At 69.5% G+C, this 19,005-nt stretch carries 10 protein-coding genes; 4 read left to right on the top strand and 6 right to left on the bottom strand.

Annotation, left to right across the window (positions count from 1 at the left end; translation table 11 throughout):
* The 3 genes from AC3DEZ_RS13790 to AC3DEZ_RS13780 all read right to left on the bottom strand — a co-directional run bounded on the left by AC3DEZ_RS13790 (window position 1) and on the right by AC3DEZ_RS13780 (window position 2,897).
* Window positions 1–468: a type IV pilin protein gene (locus AC3DEZ_RS13790; RefSeq protein WP_488388721.1), complete on the bottom strand. Its 468-nt coding sequence runs from the start codon at window positions 466–468 to the stop codon at window positions 1–3.
* A gap of 543 nt (window positions 469–1,011) precedes the next feature.
* Complete coding sequence (locus tag AC3DEZ_RS13785) at window positions 1,012–1,791, bottom strand: LytR/AlgR family response regulator transcription factor (protein ID WP_488388720.1); 780 nt, start codon at window positions 1,789–1,791, stop codon at window positions 1,012–1,014.
* Window positions 1,788–2,897, bottom strand: coding sequence for a sensor histidine kinase (locus AC3DEZ_RS13780; RefSeq protein WP_488388719.1), 1,110 nt, complete (start codon window positions 2,895–2,897; stop codon window positions 1,788–1,790). Before AC3DEZ_RS13780 ends, AC3DEZ_RS13785 begins: the two co-directional genes overlap by 4 nt.
* Before the next feature lie 204 nt (window positions 2,898–3,101).
* On the opposite strand from AC3DEZ_RS13780, the gene AC3DEZ_RS13775 reads away from it, so the two are divergent.
* The gene (locus AC3DEZ_RS13775) at window positions 3,102–3,494 is read left to right on the top strand and encodes a hypothetical protein (RefSeq protein WP_488388718.1); all 393 of its coding nucleotides are present in this window, start codon (window positions 3,102–3,104) and stop codon (window positions 3,492–3,494) included.
* Window positions 3,495–3,506: 12 nt separating this feature from the next.
* Here AC3DEZ_RS13775 and AC3DEZ_RS13770 read toward each other — a convergent pair whose 3' ends face one another.
* Complete coding sequence (locus AC3DEZ_RS13770) at window positions 3,507–4,445, bottom strand: LysR substrate-binding domain-containing protein (protein WP_488388717.1); 939 nt, start codon at window positions 4,443–4,445, stop codon at window positions 3,507–3,509.
* 93 nt (window positions 4,446–4,538) lie between these two features.
* On the opposite strand from AC3DEZ_RS13770, the gene AC3DEZ_RS13765 reads away from it, so the two are divergent.
* From AC3DEZ_RS13765 to AC3DEZ_RS13755, 3 genes are all read left to right on the top strand, one after another.
* A complete protein-coding gene (locus tag AC3DEZ_RS13765; RefSeq protein WP_488388716.1) occupies window positions 4,539–5,627 on the top strand; it encodes a hypothetical protein in 1,089 nt (362 codons plus the stop codon).
* A gap of 10 nt (window positions 5,628–5,637) precedes the next feature.
* Window positions 5,638–6,522, top strand: a complete 885-nt coding sequence (locus AC3DEZ_RS13760; RefSeq protein ID WP_488388715.1) for a TolB family protein — start codon at window positions 5,638–5,640, stop codon at window positions 6,520–6,522.
* Window positions 6,523–6,624: 102 nt separating this feature from the next.
* Window positions 6,625–8,211, top strand: coding sequence for an EAL domain-containing protein (locus tag AC3DEZ_RS13755; protein ID WP_488388714.1), 1,587 nt, complete (start codon window positions 6,625–6,627; stop codon window positions 8,209–8,211).
* Window positions 8,212–8,644: 433 nt separating this feature from the next.
* Here AC3DEZ_RS13755 and AC3DEZ_RS13750 read toward each other — a convergent pair whose 3' ends face one another.
* The gene (locus tag AC3DEZ_RS13750; RefSeq protein WP_488388713.1) at window positions 8,645–12,361 is read right to left on the bottom strand and encodes an RHS repeat domain-containing protein; all 3,717 of its coding nucleotides are present in this window, start codon (window positions 12,359–12,361) and stop codon (window positions 8,645–8,647) included.
* 13 nt (window positions 12,362–12,374) lie between these two features.
* Window positions 12,375–18,905: an Ig-like domain-containing protein gene (locus AC3DEZ_RS13745; protein WP_488388712.1), complete on the bottom strand. Its 6,531-nt coding sequence runs from the start codon at window positions 18,903–18,905 to the stop codon at window positions 12,375–12,377.
* Window positions 18,906–19,005: the final 100 nt, after the last annotated feature.

Genomic DNA, 19,005 nt, shown 5'->3' with positions numbered 1-19,005 from the left:
TCAGTAGGTTTCCAGTACCTGGTAGGGAACGCCATCGCAGTGGACGGTGTTGAAAGCGTCAAACGACAAACGCAGATGCTTGCACTTGTCTTCCTGCTGCGATCCAAGCGGTGCGGCCTGGATGCTGACCCTGACTTCAAACGGGTTCAGATGGGTGCCCTTGAACACGAAGTAGCGGTAATGCTCGGACGTTTCGCGAAGGCAGGCGGGATCCGTGGCCGCGGGGATGAGTTCGCCCGAACCGGGCTTTTCCGAGAAATCGGGGTAGCGCAGATTCAGGCTGCGGTAGCGCTCGAGGGATTGGCCGTAGGTCAGCATGCATATCGCGGTGGCCATCCTTCGGGTCTTGAGCGCATGGTTTCGATAACTGGCGTACGCCACCATCGCCAGGATGGCGACCACTGCGATCGCGATCAATAGTTCCATCAGGGTAAAACCGCCGGGGCGGCGCGGAGGGATCAAGTGCATGGTGGATTCGGCCAGAAGTGGGGACGGAGTGATGTGAACCGCAATGGGGCATGGGGGGCACGGGCATGCGGGACCGGCTTGGATTCGGAATCACTGGCCGTGCCACGATTCCGAATCACCGAAGAACCGCTCGTCATGGCGCTCGGCCTGCGCGCCATACCTTCGGAAACGGCTCGGAAAGAAGTGCGTGAGGTCTGCGGCTGATCGGGAATGGCGTATCCATGGCGTTCACCAGGCAAGGCGGAATGTGCCGAAGGGACGCCGGGAAAGAATGGGCTCCGATGCCCTCGCATCCACCCGCTCAAGGCGGGTGCGCGAGGTGATCGGGAGATTCGGGGGGCAATCCGCTGCGGAGCCGGGGATGTTAGTGCAGGGTATGCCGCCCGGGATCCGGATCGGATTCAATGTCAGGCGAGTTGCAGTAGTTCGACCCGACGGATGATGCGCCGGCGACGCCCGGCGTCGGCGCGAAGTGAAGCGGCATCGGACAGCATTCCGGGGCGTGGAAGGGCGTCACGCCGGGGACAGTGCGAGTCGTCGTGGCTAGGATTCGCGTCGCGTCGTCACCAGCCGCAGGAAGGCCTCGTGCTGGTAGCGGCTCATCCGCAGCTCCTGTCCGGTGTCCAGGGTCACCACGTGATGGCCGTTGAACCACGGATGGATCGCCTTGACCCGGCGCACGTTGATGATCGCCGAGCGGTGGATGCGGGCGAAGTGGCGTGGATCCAGGCGTTCGGCCAGCGTGGCCATCGTCTCCCGCAGTTCGTGCACGCGATCGGCCAGGTGCAGTTCGACGGTGTTGCGGCTGGCCTTGATCCAGACGATGTCGTCCACCGGCACCAGCACCACGTGCTCGTCGACCCTGACCGGAATCCTCTGAAGCCAGGCGTCGCGCTGGCGCAGATCCTCCAGCGCCTGCAGGATCCGTTGTGATTCGCCGCCGCGCGGATCGCGAACGGCCGACAGCCGATCCTTGGCGCGCGCCAGCGTCGCCGCGAAGCGCTCGCGGCTGAACGGCTTGACCAGGTAATCCACCGCGTTGGCTTCGAAGGCCTTGACCGCGTATTGCTCGTAGGCGGTGACGAACACCATCGCCGGCATCCGTCCGTGGCCGATCGCGTCGACCACTTCAATACCCGTCATCGCCGGCATCTGGATGTCCAGGAACACCAGATCCGGCGATTGCGCGCGGATCGCCGCCAGCGCGGATGCGCCGTCGCCGCATTCACCCAGCACCTCGATGTCCGGATCCGCGCGCAGTTGACGCACGATCGCGTGACGGGCGATCGGCTCGTCGTCCACCACCAGCACGCCGATGCTCATGCGGCGACGTGCTCGGGCTGGTCGTCGGTTTCCACCAGCACGCGGTAGGGCAGGCGGATGCGGCAGGCCACGCCCTGCGGCCAGGTCATGTCCAGGCGCAGGTCGGCGTTCTCGCCGTACAGCTCACGCAGGCGCAGACGGGTGTTGGACAGCCCGATGCCGTGGCCATCCGGGCTGCCGCCCTCTTCCAGCACGCTGTTGCCGTTGCGCACTTCGAGCAGCAGGTGTTCGCCATCGCGTCGCGCCTCGATCTCGATGCGATCGCCGCCCACCCGTTTGCCGATGCCATGGCGGATCGCATTCTCGACGATGGGCTGCAGCAGCAGGCTGGGCACCGCGCAGTCGAGCAGGTCCGGGGCGATGTAGATCTGGGTGGCGAGCCGGTCGCCGTAGCGCTTGCGCTGGATGCCCAGGTACAGATCCAGCAGGGCCAGTTCGCGCCGCAGGGTGATCTCCTGGCCGTCGTAGTCCTCCAGGAACGCGCGCAGCAGATCGCTCAGCCGCAGCAGCATGTCCTCGGCGCTGACCTTGTCCTCGTCCAGCAGGGTGACGATGGCGTGCAGGGTGTTGAACAGGAAGTGCGGTTGCAGCTGGGTCTTAAGCACCTGCAGGCGCGACTGCGCCAGTTCGGTGGCCAGCTGGCTGGCCTCCAGTTCGCGCCGGGCCTTCTCGGCCTGGAAGCGCAGCGAATGCTGGATGGCGACCAGCGCGCAATAGGTCACCACGCCGATGGTGATGTACTTGGTGAAGAACTGGAAGAGCTGTTCGCCGAAGGAACTGGGCTCGAAGAAGGTGGAGATGAAGGCGCCCGCCACCATCGACAGCAGGGTCAGGCCGCTGGCGGCGAACAGGTGGAACAGCAGCGGCCCGGCGCGATACGGCGGCTGCACCGGATGGCGTTCGGCCAGGCGGAACACCCACGGCGCCAGCGCGGCCCAGATGTACCAGACGATGATCGACCAGCGCAGATAGTCCGTGAGCGCCCACAGCTGACCCGAGGCCAGGTCGTCGATGATGCCCTGCACGACGAACACCAGGGTCACCGGCAACCACAGGGCGAGGTAGCGGGCCAGGCCGATTTCGATGGTTCCCAGACGAATCTTCATGCGGCGGTCGCGGCGGGTCGGTGGCGGGTGGGGCAGGGCATCCTAAGCGCAGTTCCACGCAAAGAAAAAGCAAGGCCCGCCCACTACGATTCGGAACGCGGCCACGACGATTCGTCCCAACTCCGTTGCGGGGATTGCGCGGGAAGCCGCCAGATGCGCGCAACGGCGGCCATGGCGGCGGCCGGCTGCCACGGAGATTTCCTCATGCGTCTGCGCCATTCCTTCCCGATTGCCGCGTTCGTCGCGGCGTTCCTGGCCGTTCCGGCCCTCGCCGTGTCCGCGGCGCCGACGACCCCGGACGGCATCCGTTACCTGGCGCTGGTCAACCGCGCCCACGACAGCATCGATCGGCTGGAAGTGTCCGAACCCGGCAGCGGCGAGTTCCGTGAAGTGGCCCTGGGCGAGGCGGTGCGAGGCGGTGGCGATTCCTCGACGGTCGAACTGCGTGGCGCCGGCTGCCGCTACGACGTGCGCTTCACCTTCCGCACCGGCCAGAAGATGGTCTACGAGAATGTCGATGTGTGCGGCTTGCAGGCGCTGCGCGTGCAACGGCCGCCGCGCGACCAACTGGATCTGCGCCATGCCACCACGCCCTGATCGGGCGCGGGCTCAGGTGCCCGGAACCCGCGCCGCGCGCAGCCAGCCGCGCGCGGCGTCGCGCGCCCGCGCGGCTTCGCCTTCCAGCCAATCGCCGAAGCAGGCGATCTTGCGGCTGGCGTGCCGCGCCACCGGGTAGGTGAACCAGAACGTGCGGCCATCGCCGGCGACGTGCGGATGCGCGGGCACCAGCCGGCCGGCGGCGATCTCGTCATGGAACAACAGCGGCGAGCCGATGGCGATGCCCTGGCCGGCGATGGCCGCGGCGATGTCCAGGTGCTCGGCGGACAACTGGGTGGCGAAGCGTTCGGGGGGCGCCGGCGTGTCGTCGCCGAGACTGCGGAACCACAGCGCCCACCAGTCCGGCCGGCCCAGCAGCGGCACCGGTGACGCGCCGCCCGGTCGCGCGAGATCGGCGGCGGCGGCTTTCAGCGCCGGCGCGCACAGCGGCATGAAGATGCTTGGGAACAGTTCGACCGCGCGCAGGCCGGGCCATTGCCCGTGGCCGTTGCGGATCGCCGCGTCGAAGCGCCCCCCGGCCAGATCCTCGGCGGTGGCCGACAGATCCAGTTCGATCGCGATGTCCGGATGACGCTGGCGGAAACCGCCGAGTTTCGGCGTCAGCCAGCTCGCGCCCAGGGTCGGCAGGGTGGTCAGGGAGAGCCGGGATTCGTTGACGGCGGCCGCGCGGATGAAGCTGGCCCGTAACGCCGCGAACGCGCGGATGGCTTCCTGCGCGACGATCTCGCCTGACTCGGTCAGCTGCACGCGGTTGGCCCCGCGCAGGAACAGCGGCGCGCCAATCTGCTGCTCCAGCCGGCGGACGTGATAGCTGACCGAGGCGGCGGTGGTGTCCAGTTCCTCGGCCGCGCGCGCGAAGCTGCCCGACCGCGCGGCCGCCTCGAAGGCGCGGATGGCAGCAAGCGAAGGGAAGCGGTGTTCACCGACCATAAGTGCGGCTTAGTCTGGGCACCGATGTTCGCGTGGTCAACGTTCCGCGCGGCGCGGCAGCATGGTGGAAATTCCCTTGCCGCCGGGTCCGCCATGCCGAACGTTCCCTCTCCCAAAATCGATCCCGCGCGTCGCCGCCTGCTGCTGGCGTTCGCCGCGGGTGCGGCGTCCGTGCTGCCCTGGCCGGCCCTGGCCCTGCCGGGCGTCGCTGGCGTGGCGGCCGATCCGCGCGCGGACTGGCGCTGGCTGCTCGGCAGCTGGAATGTCCGCCATCGGCGCCTGAAGGAGCGGCTGGCCGGCAGTGACGAGTGGGAGTCGTTTGGCGGACGCAGCGCGGTGTGGTCGACACTGGATGGACTCGGCACGATCGACGACAACGAAATGGAACTGCCCGGCGGCGCCTATCACGGCCTGGGCATCCGCGCGTTCGATCCGGCCACGCAGCGATGGGCGATCTGGTGGCTGGACGCGCGCAATCCCACCCGCATCGAACCGCCGGTGCGCGGCGGCTTCGCCGGTGAGGGTGGCACGTTCTTCGGTCGGGACACCCTGCGTGGCAAACCGATTCTCATGCGTTTCCAATGGCACGACATCCACGGCGTGCGTCCCTGGTGGGAACAGGCATTTTCCAACGACGATGGCGGCAGCTGGGAAGTCAACTGGCGCAACTGGTTCACCCGCACGGATCCGGAACCCGCACCGCTGCCGCGGCGGCCGCAGGCGCCCGATGACTGGAGTTTCCTGGTCGGCCGCTGGCGGGTCGCGCATCGGCGGCGTCCGCGCCTGTCGCGTACCGATCACTGGGACGAGTTCGACGGCACGCTGCGCAACTGGCCGGTGCTGGGCGGGTTCGGCAACATCGGTGACAACCTCATGCGGATGCCCGCCGGCGAGGTGCGCGGCATGGGCATCCGGGCGCTGGATCCCACCAGCGGCGAATGGTCGAGCTGGTGGCTGGACGGACGCATGCCGGATCGCATCGGCGCGCCCGTGCGGGGCGGGTTCCGTCATGGCGACGGCGTATTCACCGGCGAGGAGGTTATCGATGGCCAGGCGATCCTCTCGCGGGTGATCTGGTCGCGGATCACGCCACGTTCGGCGCGCTGGGAGCAGGCGAGCTCCCGCGATGGCGGGACGAGTTGGGACACCGACTGGATCAGCGACTTCACCCGGATGGACTGAGGCGATCACGATGACGATGCGATGGATGGCGGTGGCCCTGTGGACCGCGCTGGCCGGCGGCGGCGCACCGAAGGCCATGGACTTCACCGGCCCGGTCGAACGCTTCGCGCCGGGCGTGGTGTCCACGTCGTTCAGCGAGGTGCGGCTGACCCTGAGCCCGGACGGCGGCACCGCGATCTGGTTCAGCCGGGACCGGCCGGGCGGCGCGGGCGGCTACGATCTCTGGATGTCGCGCCGGCATGGCGATGGCTGGTCGCCGCCGGTGCCGCTTCCGTTCAATACGCCGGGACGCGATTTCGATCCGGCGTTCTCCGCGGATGGACGCCAACTATATTTCTGTTCGGATCGGCCCGGGGGCGCGGGTGGAGATGACCTGTACCGGGTCGCGGTCGAAGGCGGGACCTTCGGCGCGGTGGAATGGCTGGGGCCCGCGGTGAACAGCACGGGCAACGAGTTCGCGCCGATGTTGTCGCCGGGAGGCGATCGCCTGCTGTTCTCCAGCGACCGCGCCGGTGGCGCGGGGCGGCAGGATCTGTATGTCGTCGCGGCGCGCGAAGGCGCAGGCTTCGCGCAGGCGGCGGCGCTGCCGGGCGGCGTCAATACCGGCGCGGATGAATTCGACGCCACGTTCCTGGACGATGGAAGCACGATCGTGTTCAGCCGCGCCGCGGATCTGCGGCGCGATCGCGTGGACCTGTACGTCGCCGTGGCCGGGCCGGCGGGATACGACGCGGGCGAGCGCCTGGCCGATGGCGTCAATCATCCGCGCTACGACAGCTACGCGCCGATGCTGGATTGGTCGCAACCGCGCCGATTGCTGTTCTCCGGCCAGCGCGACGAGGCGGGCGGCACCGACGTGTTGCGCGTGGCCTATTCGCTGCCACCGGTTCGATGACATGCCGCCTCGCATGCGCCGCGCGGGCACGCGGTCGACCGGCGGTTGGCAGGCGGAGGACGGCGGCCTAACCTGTGGCACCCGCTGGAACCGGATGGCCGCATGGACAGGGAACGTGTGTTGCTGCTCGGCGTCGGCCTGGCCATCGCCGCCAGCCTGGCCGCGCTGGCGGGAATGGGATACCTGGGCTGGCAATCCGGCCTGAGGCAGGAGCAGTCGGGCCTGCGGGGCCACGCCGCGCGCGCGATCGAACGTACCCGCGCCGCATTCGACGAGGTCGACGAAGCGTTCGGCGAGCTCGAGCGCTCCACCGCCGTACCGTGCTCGCCGCGCCACATCGAGGAACTGCGGCGCGCGACCCTCGACACGCGCTCGGCCGAGGACGTGGGCTACTTCCGCGACGGGCGGTTGCAGTGCAGCTCGTGGGGCACCCTGTACGAGCGGGTTCCGCGCGCCGCGGTCGAGTTCACCGCCGTCCACGCCATCGGCGTGAGCACGCGGGTGCAGCCGCGCATCCGCAACGCGCCGCCGATGCTGGTACTGCACCGGGGTGGCTACAGCGCGCTGGTCAATCCCGAACGACTGGTCGATGTGCTGACCGAGGACGACGTCGAGATCGCGCTCCATGCGCCCGGCGATCATCCGCTCACCGCCGCCTCGCCCGCGGTGGAAGCGCTGCTGGCGCGGGCGGGCGACGACGCATCCGGCGGCACGGCGGCGGGGCAGTTGTACGGTGTGTCCCGCCGCGACGGCTGGGAAGCGCTTGCCGCGCGTCCGCTCCCCGGGGTCGCCGAGCGCCTGCGCCGCGAGCAGTTGAAGCTGCTGCCGCTGGCGTTGGTCGTGCTGGCCGCGCTGGCGGCATTGTCCGTCAAGCTGATCCGGCAGCGCCTGTCGCCGCTGGCCGATCTGGAGCGCGCGGTGCGCCGCCGCCAGTTCGTCGTGCACTACCAACCCATCGTGGATCTGCGCAGCGGTGCGTGTGTCGGCGCCGAGGCGCTCGTGCGCTGGCACCGCGAAGGCGCGCTGGTGCCGCCGGACGCGTTCATCCCGCTGGCCGAGGAAAGCGGATGGATCGCCGCGATCACCGATCAGGTGCTGGACGGGATCGTGGCCGATCTGGAAGCGGAACTGGCGACGGATCGTTCCCTGCACATCGCCATCAACCTGTGTGCGGAAGACATCCGCGATGGCCGGTTCATGCGCGTGCTCGGCGAGGTGCTGCCGCGCACGCGTATCCGCGCCAATCAGATCTGGCTGGAGGCCACAGAACGCGGTTTCATCGACATCGAGGCCGCCCGCCTCACCCTGGGCGAAGCGCGCGAAGCCGGTCATTCGGTGGCCATCGATGATTTCGGCACCGGCTATTCCAGCCTGCGCCACCTCCAGGATCTGCCGCTGGATGCGCTGAAAATCGACAAGTCGTTCGTTGACACCATCGGCCTGGACACCGCCACCAGCCTGGTCACCGCGCATATCGTCGAAATGGCCCAGGAACTGGATCTGTACATCGTCGCCGAAGGCGTGGAGACCCAGGCGCAGCTGGATTACCTGAAGGCGCGCGGGGTGGACTACGCGCAGGGCTGGCTGTTCTCGCGGCCGTTGCCGGCGGTTGATTTCATCGCGTTCCTGCGCCGCTCGCGTGAAGCCCATGGCGCGGGTCCGGAAGTGATCCGCCGCCCGGAACGCTGATCGCCGCCGGGGAGCGGAAGACGGAACGGGTTCCGCTTCTTCACCTTGTGCGGTGGAAGGTTGGAGGAGGGCGGCTTTCAGCAGTGTGAGTGATGCGGGGCCATCTTGCCCCCACCCCGGCCCTCCCCCGCAGGCGGAGGAGGGGGCTGCATCCGTGCTTCGTTCGCTTTCCTGCGAACGGCAGAGGCAGGAACCGTGCCGGTGCATGTCCGTTTCGCTGCAGTGAAAGGCGGCGTAGGGCTCCGCCCCTTCCCCCGCGTGCGGGGGAAGGTTGGGATGGGGGCCGCTTTCAGCGGCGTGACGAGCGATTCGAGATTTTCACTGCGGAAGCCGGACCTCCTCCGTGCGTGGAGAAGCACCCGCTTCGGCGCATCGGAACTGCCGTGCGGCGGCGGCTGGCTGGAGAGGGGATCACCAGGCCGCCGTCCGCACGTCAGTAGTACCCGGTGATGTTGAGGAACCAACCCTTGTGGCGGTAATCGAGCTGGGTGAGATCGCCGCTGAAGTCGGTGAAGTTGTAGCCCACGCCGACCTTGAAGTTCTCGCGGATCTGGCGATCCAGGCCGACCAGCCAACCGCGTCGTTCGCCGCCATCGCGGACTTTCAGGACGCGATACTCGGCCAGGCCGTCCCAGCGGCCGATCAGGTGATAGCGCACCTGCATCGCGGCGAAGTCGGTGCGGCTGTCGAGCCACGCGCCGCCGCCGCGACCCATCCGGTAGTCGCCCCAGCGGCCGGCCAGCTTGCCCGCCAGCTGCCAGCGGTCATCCAGTTGCACCGTGCCTTCGAACGACAGCACGTGCGAGCGCTGGTCGTACTGATCGGCGTCTTCCTGTCCTGGCGAGGCGCGGTCGTACAGGTAGGTGTACTTGCCGAACGCGGCCCAGCGGGTGTTGTCGTGCGGACGCCAGGCGAAGCCGAGGTTGGCCTCGGCCAGGCGCGCGCCGGCGGCCGGATTGAGATCGTCCCTGGTGTCGGCGTAGTTGGCGCGCAGGGCCAGTCGCCAGTCTTCGTTGACCCGATGGAACAGCCGGTTGGTGGTCACCCACTGGGTGCGCTGCTCGGCGCCGCGATCGCGGCGGTACTCCAGCTTGCTCGACCAGTCGGTGCGCGCATCGGTGCGGCCGCCGCTGACGCTGTAGGCGCGGCGATCGACCCGGCCATCGCGCGCGTCCAGTTCGCCGTCCATCACGGTGAAGCCGAGGTTCCAGCCGGGCGCGGGACGGAAATCCAGGCCGAAGGTGTGGACGATGCCGTCGCCGTCGCGGCGGTTGTCGCGCAGGTACTGGCTCTCGTTGTAGACGTTGACCTGATTGTTCAGGCGCCAGCGCTGGCCCAGCGTCCAGCCCGATTGCAGGGCCGTGTCAAACAATCCGTCGCGTTCGGTGCGGTCGGTGCTGTAGTTGTAGGCACCGTAGAGCGTGTGGTCCGGGCTCAGCCGGTATTCGGCGTCCAGTTTTCCGCCATGGCCGCGGCTGCCGCTGCTGACTTCCGCACCGATGCTCGAACGATCGCCGAACAGGTACTTTCCGCCCACGGTGAGCAGGTTGTTGCGCTCGTAGCGGCCATCGTCGTCGTCCAGGGTGTATTGGCCGACACCATAGAGCTCCCACGTGTCGCCGAAGCGCTGGCGGTAGCTGAGCGCCAGCAGGGTGGCGTCGGCATCGCGGTTGCCGTCGCGCTCGCTCAGATGGCGCAGCTCTCCGCCGAACCGGCCGTCCTCGGTCAGCTGCCAATCGAAGGTCAGCTGGGTCTGCTCCAGTTCCTGCGCACCGTGCGAGGCATGGCTGTAGCGCCCGTACAGGCTGAAGTCGTCGTTGAGATGGCCCAGGAACTCCGCGCCGTATTCCTCGATCGCCAGACCGGTGTCCTGGCGTCCGATCGAGAAGCCGGCGTCGACATCGCGCCACCACGCCCCGAGCGACCACTCGCGGCGGGTCCAGCCCAGCTCCTGCAGGTTGGCGCGCGCCTCGACCATGCGCGCGTCGCCGGATCGCGCACCCGTGATCGGGTTGCGCCGGATGAAGCTCAGGCCGCCGTTGTCGGAATAGAAAATCGGCGCGACCGTGGATTCGCTGCGGGTCGCCTCCATCCGCAGGTACGTGCCGCGTCCCGCCTGCAGGGTGAGGTCGGCGCCCTTGAGCGAGTAATCGTCACCGCTGCGGTTCTCGTCGACATAGGTCGCGCCGACCGCGACGTGATCGCCCAGCCATTGGCGGCCGCGCAGGCCCACGGTGACGTCGTCGGAATCGAAACCCGACGGTACGTATTCGTAATCCACCAGCAGCACCTGGCGATAGCCGTCCAGCGGGGTGTCGCGGGTCAGGGTGCGCACGTTCTCGCGGGTGATCTGCGAGAGCGCGCGGGTCAGGAACAGGCGTCCCTGCAGATCGTCCATCTCGTAGTCCACGCCCGGTTGCAGGCTCACCCGCGCCTCGACCCGGCCGGTGGCGGGATCGCGCACCTCCATCACCACCTGCTCGGAGCCGGGCAGCACATCGGTGTGGCGCAGGTAGTACAGACTGCCGCCGGTGCCGAGGAATTCGGTGTGGCCGAGCGCGGTGCGCGCTTCGGCGCCGAATACCTTCAGCAGACTGCGCGGATCGCCCAGCGCGGTGGCCGAGCGCGAGCGCCAGTTCAGCGCCGCGCCGTACAGCGCGCGGTTGTACTGCGCGTATTCGGTGCCGGTGAAGCCGGTGGCGTAGTTGCCCCAGAGCGCCTGGTTCTGGTCCCAGTCCAGGCGCAGGTACAACTTGCCCTGGGTATCGACGTCGCGCCAGGTGCGTGAATCGTCGCCGTACACCGGGTAGTACAGATCCGGATCCAGGCGGCGGAAGATGTCGTTCGGGCGCGCATCCAGGAAGCCGTCGAACAGGTGCTCCAGATCGTTCTCCCAGGTGTCGGCCTGGGCGGTGAGCAGGTAGCGGCCCTTCCATTTTCCCTTGGCGTAGAACGCCAGCCGGCCTTCGCGCAGGAAGCCGTCGTCCTGGCGGATGTCGCCGGCCAGCGCGTCCAGCCCGCCGCTGGCGTCGTTGCGCGACAGGGTCAGGTCCGCCAACGCGGCGACGAAGGCGTAGCGGCCGCTGACATTCACGTCCAGCGGCGCGTCGGCGACCATGCCCTGCGACGATTTCACCTGTACCTGGTAACGGTGCGGGCCGACCGGTTGCAGGAACTCGGCGACGAACTTGCGTTCCTGGTCGATCGGGAAACCCTGGCCATCGATCACGACCTGCATGCCCTCGGGAATGTCGCGGCCGAGGATGCGCACACGCGAGCCGTACACGGGGATGTTGCGCAGGCGCAGGTCGCTCTTGCCGTAGATCGACTCGATGATCTGCACCGACTCGGCGGTGGCCGCGTCCAGGCTGTCGGCGTGACTGCGTTGCACTTCGTCGCGCAGCACCTGCGCGCCACGCGCGTAGTCGCCGGGGGTCACCAGCTGGATGCGGCGCGGATGGGTCTCGTCGAAGCTGCCGTCGGCGGCGCGGGCACGGGCGACGTATTGCAGGACGTCGCCCGGTTGCAGGCGCAGGCCGGTAGGCAGGCCGCCGTCCCAGCGCGCATCGGTGACCGCGCCGACCGGCACGGTGATGGTGGCCAGCGGCGTGACCCGGTCGTTGTCGTCGCCACGGTAGATCAACACCTGCAGCTGATCGTAGAACGCGGCGTAGTTGCTGTAGGCGTGGAAGCGCACCGGCTGGGTGATGCGGCCTCCCTCGAACGGCGCCAGGGATCCGGCCTGGACGTTGAGGATGGGCTGGCCGAGCGCCGGATCCTCGGTGGCCCACAGGGTGCCTCCCTGCGGCAGATCCACGGTGAAGTGGCCGCTGATGCTGGCCTGTCCTTCGGCCAGCACCTGGCTGGTGCCTTGGTAGGCCTGCGTGGTCACGGTCTCCACCCGTCGGTTCCGTTGCAGGGCGATCGCGTCGCCGCCGCCGGCGGCGGGCTGGTCCTCGCCATGCGCGCTGATCCGGAACAGGGCGCCCTGTCCATTGCGGCAGCCCCGCGCATCGCACTGCACCGGCGATGCCGGCATGGCGGTCGCGGTGGCGGAGGGTGGTGGCCTCTGCGCCAGCGCGGTGCAGGCGAGCGACAGGCCATACGCGGCCAGGACGACGCGGCTCGGGATGTGCTTGCTGATATCCATGATCATGTCCCCCTCAGCGTCCTTTCCTGCGTGCCGCGGTGGGTGTGGGTGGTCCGGTTTCCAGCCGCAGGCGCGTGCGCGCCGTGGGGGACAGCCGCGCGGCGAGGGCCGCGCCGACCGCGTCGGCGCGTTGGCGGCTCAGGCGCAGGTTGTGCGCCTCCGAGCCGCGCGCGTCGGCATGGCCGGCAATGCTCACGGTCACGTCCGGTCCGCGTTCGATCCGTTCCGCGATGGCTCCCAGCAGCGACTGGTACTGCGGACGGATGGCCGCGCTGTCGGTGTCGAACAGCAGGGTGCCCAGTCCGATGTCCTGGTCCAGCGTGACCAGGGCGGTGCGTCCATCCACCTGCGTGTGCAGCTCGATCGCGGTCGCCTGGCGCAGTCCGGGTGCGAGCCGCGCGTCCAGCGCGGCGCGCACGGCGGCGGCGCGATGGAACGCGAGCACCAGTTCGTCGGCCTGGGCGGTGATGATCACCCGTCCGCCATCGCCTTCGCGCAGGCGTTCGGCGATCCGCTCGAACAGCGGCGCGTGTTCCGCCGGCACGTCGGCGCTGCCGGTGGCGAAAAACACCTGGCCCAGATCGATCTGGACCTCGCCGGTGCCGCCGCCCAGCGGCATGCCCGGCACCTGCACGCCGAAGTCGAAGCGCACCGGCACGCCGGGCGTGATGCGCAGGACGCGCGGGTTTTCGGTGGTGAAGCGGCTGCCCGGCGGCAGGGTCGCGGCATCCACCTTGATCAGGAAGTTGCGCCCGCGTGCCCAGCGCCCGCCGTCGATGCCGGCCAGGTGGAAGCGGCCATGGCGATCGGTTTCGATCAGCAGGCCTTCGACCGTGCCCAGCCGCACGCCCGGCAGACCACGCTCGCCCGGGTCCTGGCGGCCGTTCGCGTTGGCGTCATGGAAGACGCTGCCGATGATCAGGCTGTCGTCCAGCATCGGGTCGCCGGTGACCTCGACGTCCGCGGTGGCCTCGTTGCTGAGCGCCGCGTTTTCGTCGTCGCGCACGATGGCGCGGTTGGTGTGCACGCCCGGTCCGACGCCCGCGCCCACCCGCAGCACGTAGATCACGGTGGCGCTGCGGCCGGCGGCGATGTCGAGCGCGCCGATCCGCAGCGGACGCGCGTTGGACAGGGCGCCGGCGGCATCGTCGTCGCCGACCTGCAGCGATTCGGGCACCAGCACGAAACCTTCGGGCAGGCGGTCGAACAGGCTGACCTGTTCGGCATCGGCCTCGCCGACGTTGTCGATCCGCAGGGTGTAGCGGACCAGATCGCCGATGCGGGCGGTGCGCCGCGCGGCGGTCTTGCTCAGGCGCAGCACCACCGGTTCGGCCTGCACGTCGATGTCCACGGCGGCCTGCGCGCAGACCGGCGTGGGCACGGAGACATCGCACACCCGGTACTCGAACCGATCCTGGCCGACGTAGCGCGGCGTGGCGGTGTAGGTGCAGGCGCCCTGGATGCAGACCACCTGGCCATGCGCGGGAGCGACGACGATGCTCAGTGAAGCCGGATCCAGCGGCGCGTGCTCGGCGGTGTCGTTGGCCAGCACCGGGATCACGACCGGCGCCTGGCGCGCGCTGGCCTGATCGGCGACCGCGGTGACGATGTTCGCCAGCACGGTGATGGCCACCGTCGCGGTGGCGCAATTGTCGGGCACGGCCCGTTCGCAGGCGTCGTACCGGAAGCTGTCGTCGCCGCTGAAATAACCCGTCGGCGTGTAGGTCACGCCGCCGTCGGCGCCGACCGCGACCGTGCCGTGCGCGGGCGTGGTGAGGTTCTGCACCAGCACCCGGTTGGCGTCGGCGGGCGCGCCGGCATAGGTGTCGTTGGCCAGCACCGGAATCACCAGCGTGGTGCCCTGCGGCGTCTGGCCGGCATCGTCCACCGCGGCGATCGCGGTGGCATTGATGACGATCGTCACCGTGGCGCTGTCGCAGTTGGCCGGATTGATCGCGTCGCACAGCGTGTAGGTCAGCGTGTAGCTGCCGCCCGGCGTGCCGGCGGCCACGTCCACGCTGCCGTCCGCGTTGAGGGTCAACGGTCCCTGGACCCGCGGAGCGAGGATGATGGCGGGCGTCGCCGCCGCGCCGCCGTCGTACTGATCATTGGCCAGCACGTCGAGCACGCCGGTCGCGGCCACGCCGCCCGGAATCGGCGGCGCGGTGTCGTCCTGGGCGTCGATGGCCGGCAGGGCGACCGCGAGGGTCGCGATGGCGGTGTCGCAGTTGCCAGGATTGAGCCGCTCGCACAGGCGATAGGTCACCGTGTAGGTGCCGGCCGGCGTGCGCGGCAGCACCGTCACCGCGCCGTTGCCCGCCTGCAACCGCACGTTGGCGTGGGTGCTTGCGGTCTGGCTCAGTTCGACCTGGGCCGGCGTGACCGCCACCCCGTTGAGCAGATCGTTGATGGCGACGTTGGCGATGGCCTGGCCGCCGGCCACCGAGCCGACCGGTGCGGGCGCGACGTCGTCGATCGCGTCGATGGCCGCCGCCTGCACCTGCACCGTCACGGTGGCCTGGTCGCAGTTGGCCGGATTCAGCAGTTCGCACAGGCGATAGGTCACCGTGTAGGTGCCGGCCGGGGTGCCGGGAGCGACGTCCACCTGGCCATTGGCCTGCACCGTCAGCGGCGCATCGGCGGACAGCACGGTGAAGCCCACGTCCGACGGCGCGGTGGGCGCGCCGTCGATCGTGTCGTTGGCCAGCAGGTTGACCACGCCGGTGGCACCGGTCAGGCCGCCGACCGGGCCGGCGGCATCATCGACCGCGTCCACCGCGGCGGGATTGACCGTGATCGACGCGGTGGCGCCGGCGCAGTTGGCCGGTGCGGCGATCTGGCAGATGCGGTATTCGAGCGCGTAGCCGCCGGCGGGCGTGCCCGCGGCCACCGTCACCGCGCCGCTGGCGGTGTCCAGAGTGATGCCCGGATGCGACGGCGCGACCGTCACGATGAGCGTGACCTCCGCCGGCGTCGGCGTGGCGCCGCCCAACTGGTCGTTGGCGAGGACATTGGCGATCGCGATGCCGCCGCCGCGGCCGGCGGCCGAGCCGCTGTCATCGGCCGCGCTGATCGGCAGCGGACCCGCGGCCACGGTGACCGTCACCGTGGCGGTGTCGCAGATCGACGGTGCGGCGAGCACGCACAGGGTATAGGCGAGCGTGTAGCTGCCGGGCGCGGTGTTCGTCGCGACGATGACATCGCCATTGGCGCCGAGGCTCAGCCGCGCCGTGGCGGTCGCGTTGACGGTGGCGTTCGCGCCGGACGCGGCGGCGCCGTTGACGATGTCGTTGCCCAGCACGTTGCCGGCCACGCCTCCGCTGGCGCCGTTGGCCAGGGTCAGACCATCGTCCTGCGCATCCACGACCACCACCTGCACACTGATCGCGGCGGTGTCGCAATTGCCCGGATTGCCGGTTTCGCAGATCGTGTAGTTCGCGGTGAGCGGTCCGGCCGGCGTGCCGGGCGCGACCGACAGGACACCGTTGGCATCGACCGCGAGCGGCGCCGCGGCGGTGCTGGCCAGGCTCACGCTGCCGGCAGCGACCGCGCCACCATTGAAGGTGTCGTTGGCGAGCAGATTGGCGACGCCGGCGTTGCCGGTGGCGCCGTTCACCACGTACGGACCATCGTCGATCGCATCGATCGCGGCCAGCACCTGCACCGTGACCGTCACCTGCGCGCTGTCGCAATTGGACAGGTTGCCGGCTTCGCAGATCTGGTAGCTGGCGCTGTAGATGCCGGCGGGCGTGCCGGCCGGCACTGAAACGACACCGTTGGCGTCGATGGCCAGGGGCGCGCCCGCGTTGGGCGTGAACACCACGGTGGCGAGCGTGACCGGGACGCCGTTGAACGTATCGTTGGCCAGCACATTGCCGGCGTTGGCGCTGCCTGCCGTGCCATCGATCGGACCGAAGCCGTCGTCCACCGCGTTCAGCGCGGCATCGACGATCACGTTGACGCTGATGGCGGCGGTATCGCAGACCGCGGGTTGCGCGACCTGGCAGATCTGGTAGCTGGCCGCATAGGTGCCGGCCGCGGTGCCGGCGGTGACGGTCACGCTGCCGTCGGCGCCGATGGTCAGTTGCGGTGTATTGGAGGGCGTGAGGGTGACCGCCGTGGTGGTGAACGGAGCACCGTCGAGGCGATCGTTGGTCAGCACGTTGCCGGCGCTGCCGCCGATGCCGCCGTTGACCGGGCCCAGGGTATCGTCCACGGCATCGAGCGTGGTCACCGCGACGGTGACCGTGGCGGTGTCGCAATTGGCCGGATTGATGGCTTCGCACAAATCGTAGCTGGCGGTATAGCTGCCGGCCGCGGTGCCGGCGGCCACCGAAACGGTACCGTCGGTACCCATGGTGATCGGCGCCACGTTGGCGGGTGCCACCGTCACCTGCGGCGCCGTCACCGGCGCGCCATTGAGGGTGTCGTTGTCCAGCACGTTGCCGCCGGCCGCGCCACCGGTGCCGCCGTTGACCGGACCGAGCGCGTCATCGACGGCGATCAGGGTGCCTGCCGCGACCGTGACGGTGATCGTCACGCTGTCGCAGAGGGTGGGTTGGGCGACCTGGCAGATCTCGTAGCCGCCGCCGACGGGGCCGGCCGGCGTGCCGGGGGCGATGGTGACGGTGCCGTCCGGAGCGATCGTCAGGGCCGGACCGCCGCTGGTCTGGGTCAGCGTGACCGCGCCCGGCGTGGCCGGTGCTCCGTCGACGAAGTCGTTGGTCAACACGTTGCCGGCGCTGGTGCCGGCCGGCGCCGGTCCGAGCGCGTCGGTCACCGCATCGATGGTCGATACCGTCACGGTCACCGTGGCGGTATCGCAATTGTCCGGTACCGCGGCTTCGCAGATCTGGTAGCTCGGCGTGTAGACGCCGGCCGGTGTATTCGGGGCGACGCTCACGGTGCCGTCCGCTGCGATGGTGACCGGACCGGCGTTGGTCGGGGTCAGCACGACGTCGCCCGGTGCGACGGGCGCACCGTTGAGCGTGTCGTTGTCCAGCACGTTGCCGGCGCTGGCATCACCGAGGGTGCCGTTGATGCCACTGTAGGCATCGTCGTTCGCGACCAGGGCGCCGGGGGCGACCACGGTGATCTGCACGGTCGCGCTGTCGCATACCGTGGGCGCGTCCAGATAGCAGATCGTGTAGTTGGCGACATGGGTGCCGGCGGCGGTGCCGGCGGGCACGCTGACGGTGCCGTCGGCGTTGAAGACGATCGCCGCCGTGCCGGCGCCGGCGAGGCTCACCGTCGCCAGCGCCGCCGGGGTGACGCCGCCCGCGCTGTCGTTGGACAACACGTTGAGCAGCGACGCCGCGCCGGTGCTGCCGTTGACCGGACCCGCCGCGTCGTCGACGGCGTTGATCACGGCAAGCACGCGCACGCTGGCGGTGGCGCTGTCGCAGTTGGTGGGGACCGCGATCTCGCAGATCTGATAGGTCGCCGAGTAAGTGCCCGGCGTCGCGGCCGGATCCAGCGTCACCGCGCCGTCGCCCGCGATCGTCAGCGGGCCGCTCGGCGTGGTGGTCAGGGTGACCAGGGCGGGGATGATCGGCGCGCCGGCCAGGGTGTCGTTGGCCAGCACGTTCGCCGTCAGGGTGATGCTGCCGGCCGCCTGCGGCGGAAGCGGATCGTCGACGGCGTCGATGGTGGCGGCGGAGTTGACCGTCACCGTGATGACCGCGGTATCGCAATTGGCGGGATTGGCGGTCTCGCAGATCTGGTAGCTGGTCGTGTAGGTGCCATTCGCCGTGCCGGCGGGCACATCCACGGAGCCATCGGCATTCACGATCAACTGCGCGGTGCCGACCGGGGTGAAGGTGATCTGCGCCGGAACCACCGGTGCGCCCCCCAGGGTGTCGTTGGCCAGTACGTTGACCACATCGGCCTGGCCGGCGATGCCGTTGACCGGACCGGCGCTGTCGGCGACCGCCACGATCGGGCGCGCGGCGACCGGCACCGGCGGTGTGGTGTCGGTGTTGTCGGCCGGATCGGGATCGGTGGTGCCCGGTGGTGGCGTGGCCGTGGCGGTATTGGCGCCGATGGTCGACGGCGTGGTCGGTGGCGCGGTGCCGGTCACGTCGACGGTGATCGTCCCGGCGGGCATGAGGTTCACGACGAGCGCGACATTGCCGGTGCCGCTGGCGGCGCCGCAACTCGACCCGCCGCTGGCCGCGCAGGTCCAGCCGACGTTGCCCAGTTCCGCGGGAACGGTATCGGTGAGCGCGGCGCCCAGCGCCGCCGAAGGTCCGGCGTTGGTGAGGGTGATCCGATAGGTCACCGTGCCGCCGGTGACGACCGGTGAAGCGGTCAGCAGGGTCTTGTCGAGGGTGAGCGCGGCTTCTGCCGCGAGCGCGTTGGTATCGGTGCCGCTGTTGTTGCCCGGTTGCGGATCGGTCACCGTCGGCGGCAGCGTGACTGTCGCCGTATTGCCCAGACTCGCCGGGTAGGTCTGCGCGGACACACCGCCGGCTGCCAGCAGCCATCCCAACAACACCGCCGCGCCGCACGTCGCGCGCCCGAGGCGGGCGCGTGCCGGGATCACGGTCTTTGATGTCGATAGCGCTCGGGTATCCATACGATGTTCCTCGCGGTGGCTTGCGGCGTCGGGTGCGCGGGCAAGCGGGTCGTGCGGGTGGATTCGG

Source organism: Pseudoxanthomonas sp. 134C1 (genome assembly GCF_057773065.1).
The sequence above is the reverse complement of the archived record's forward strand: the minus strand, read 5'-3'. Positions and strand labels throughout refer to the sequence as shown.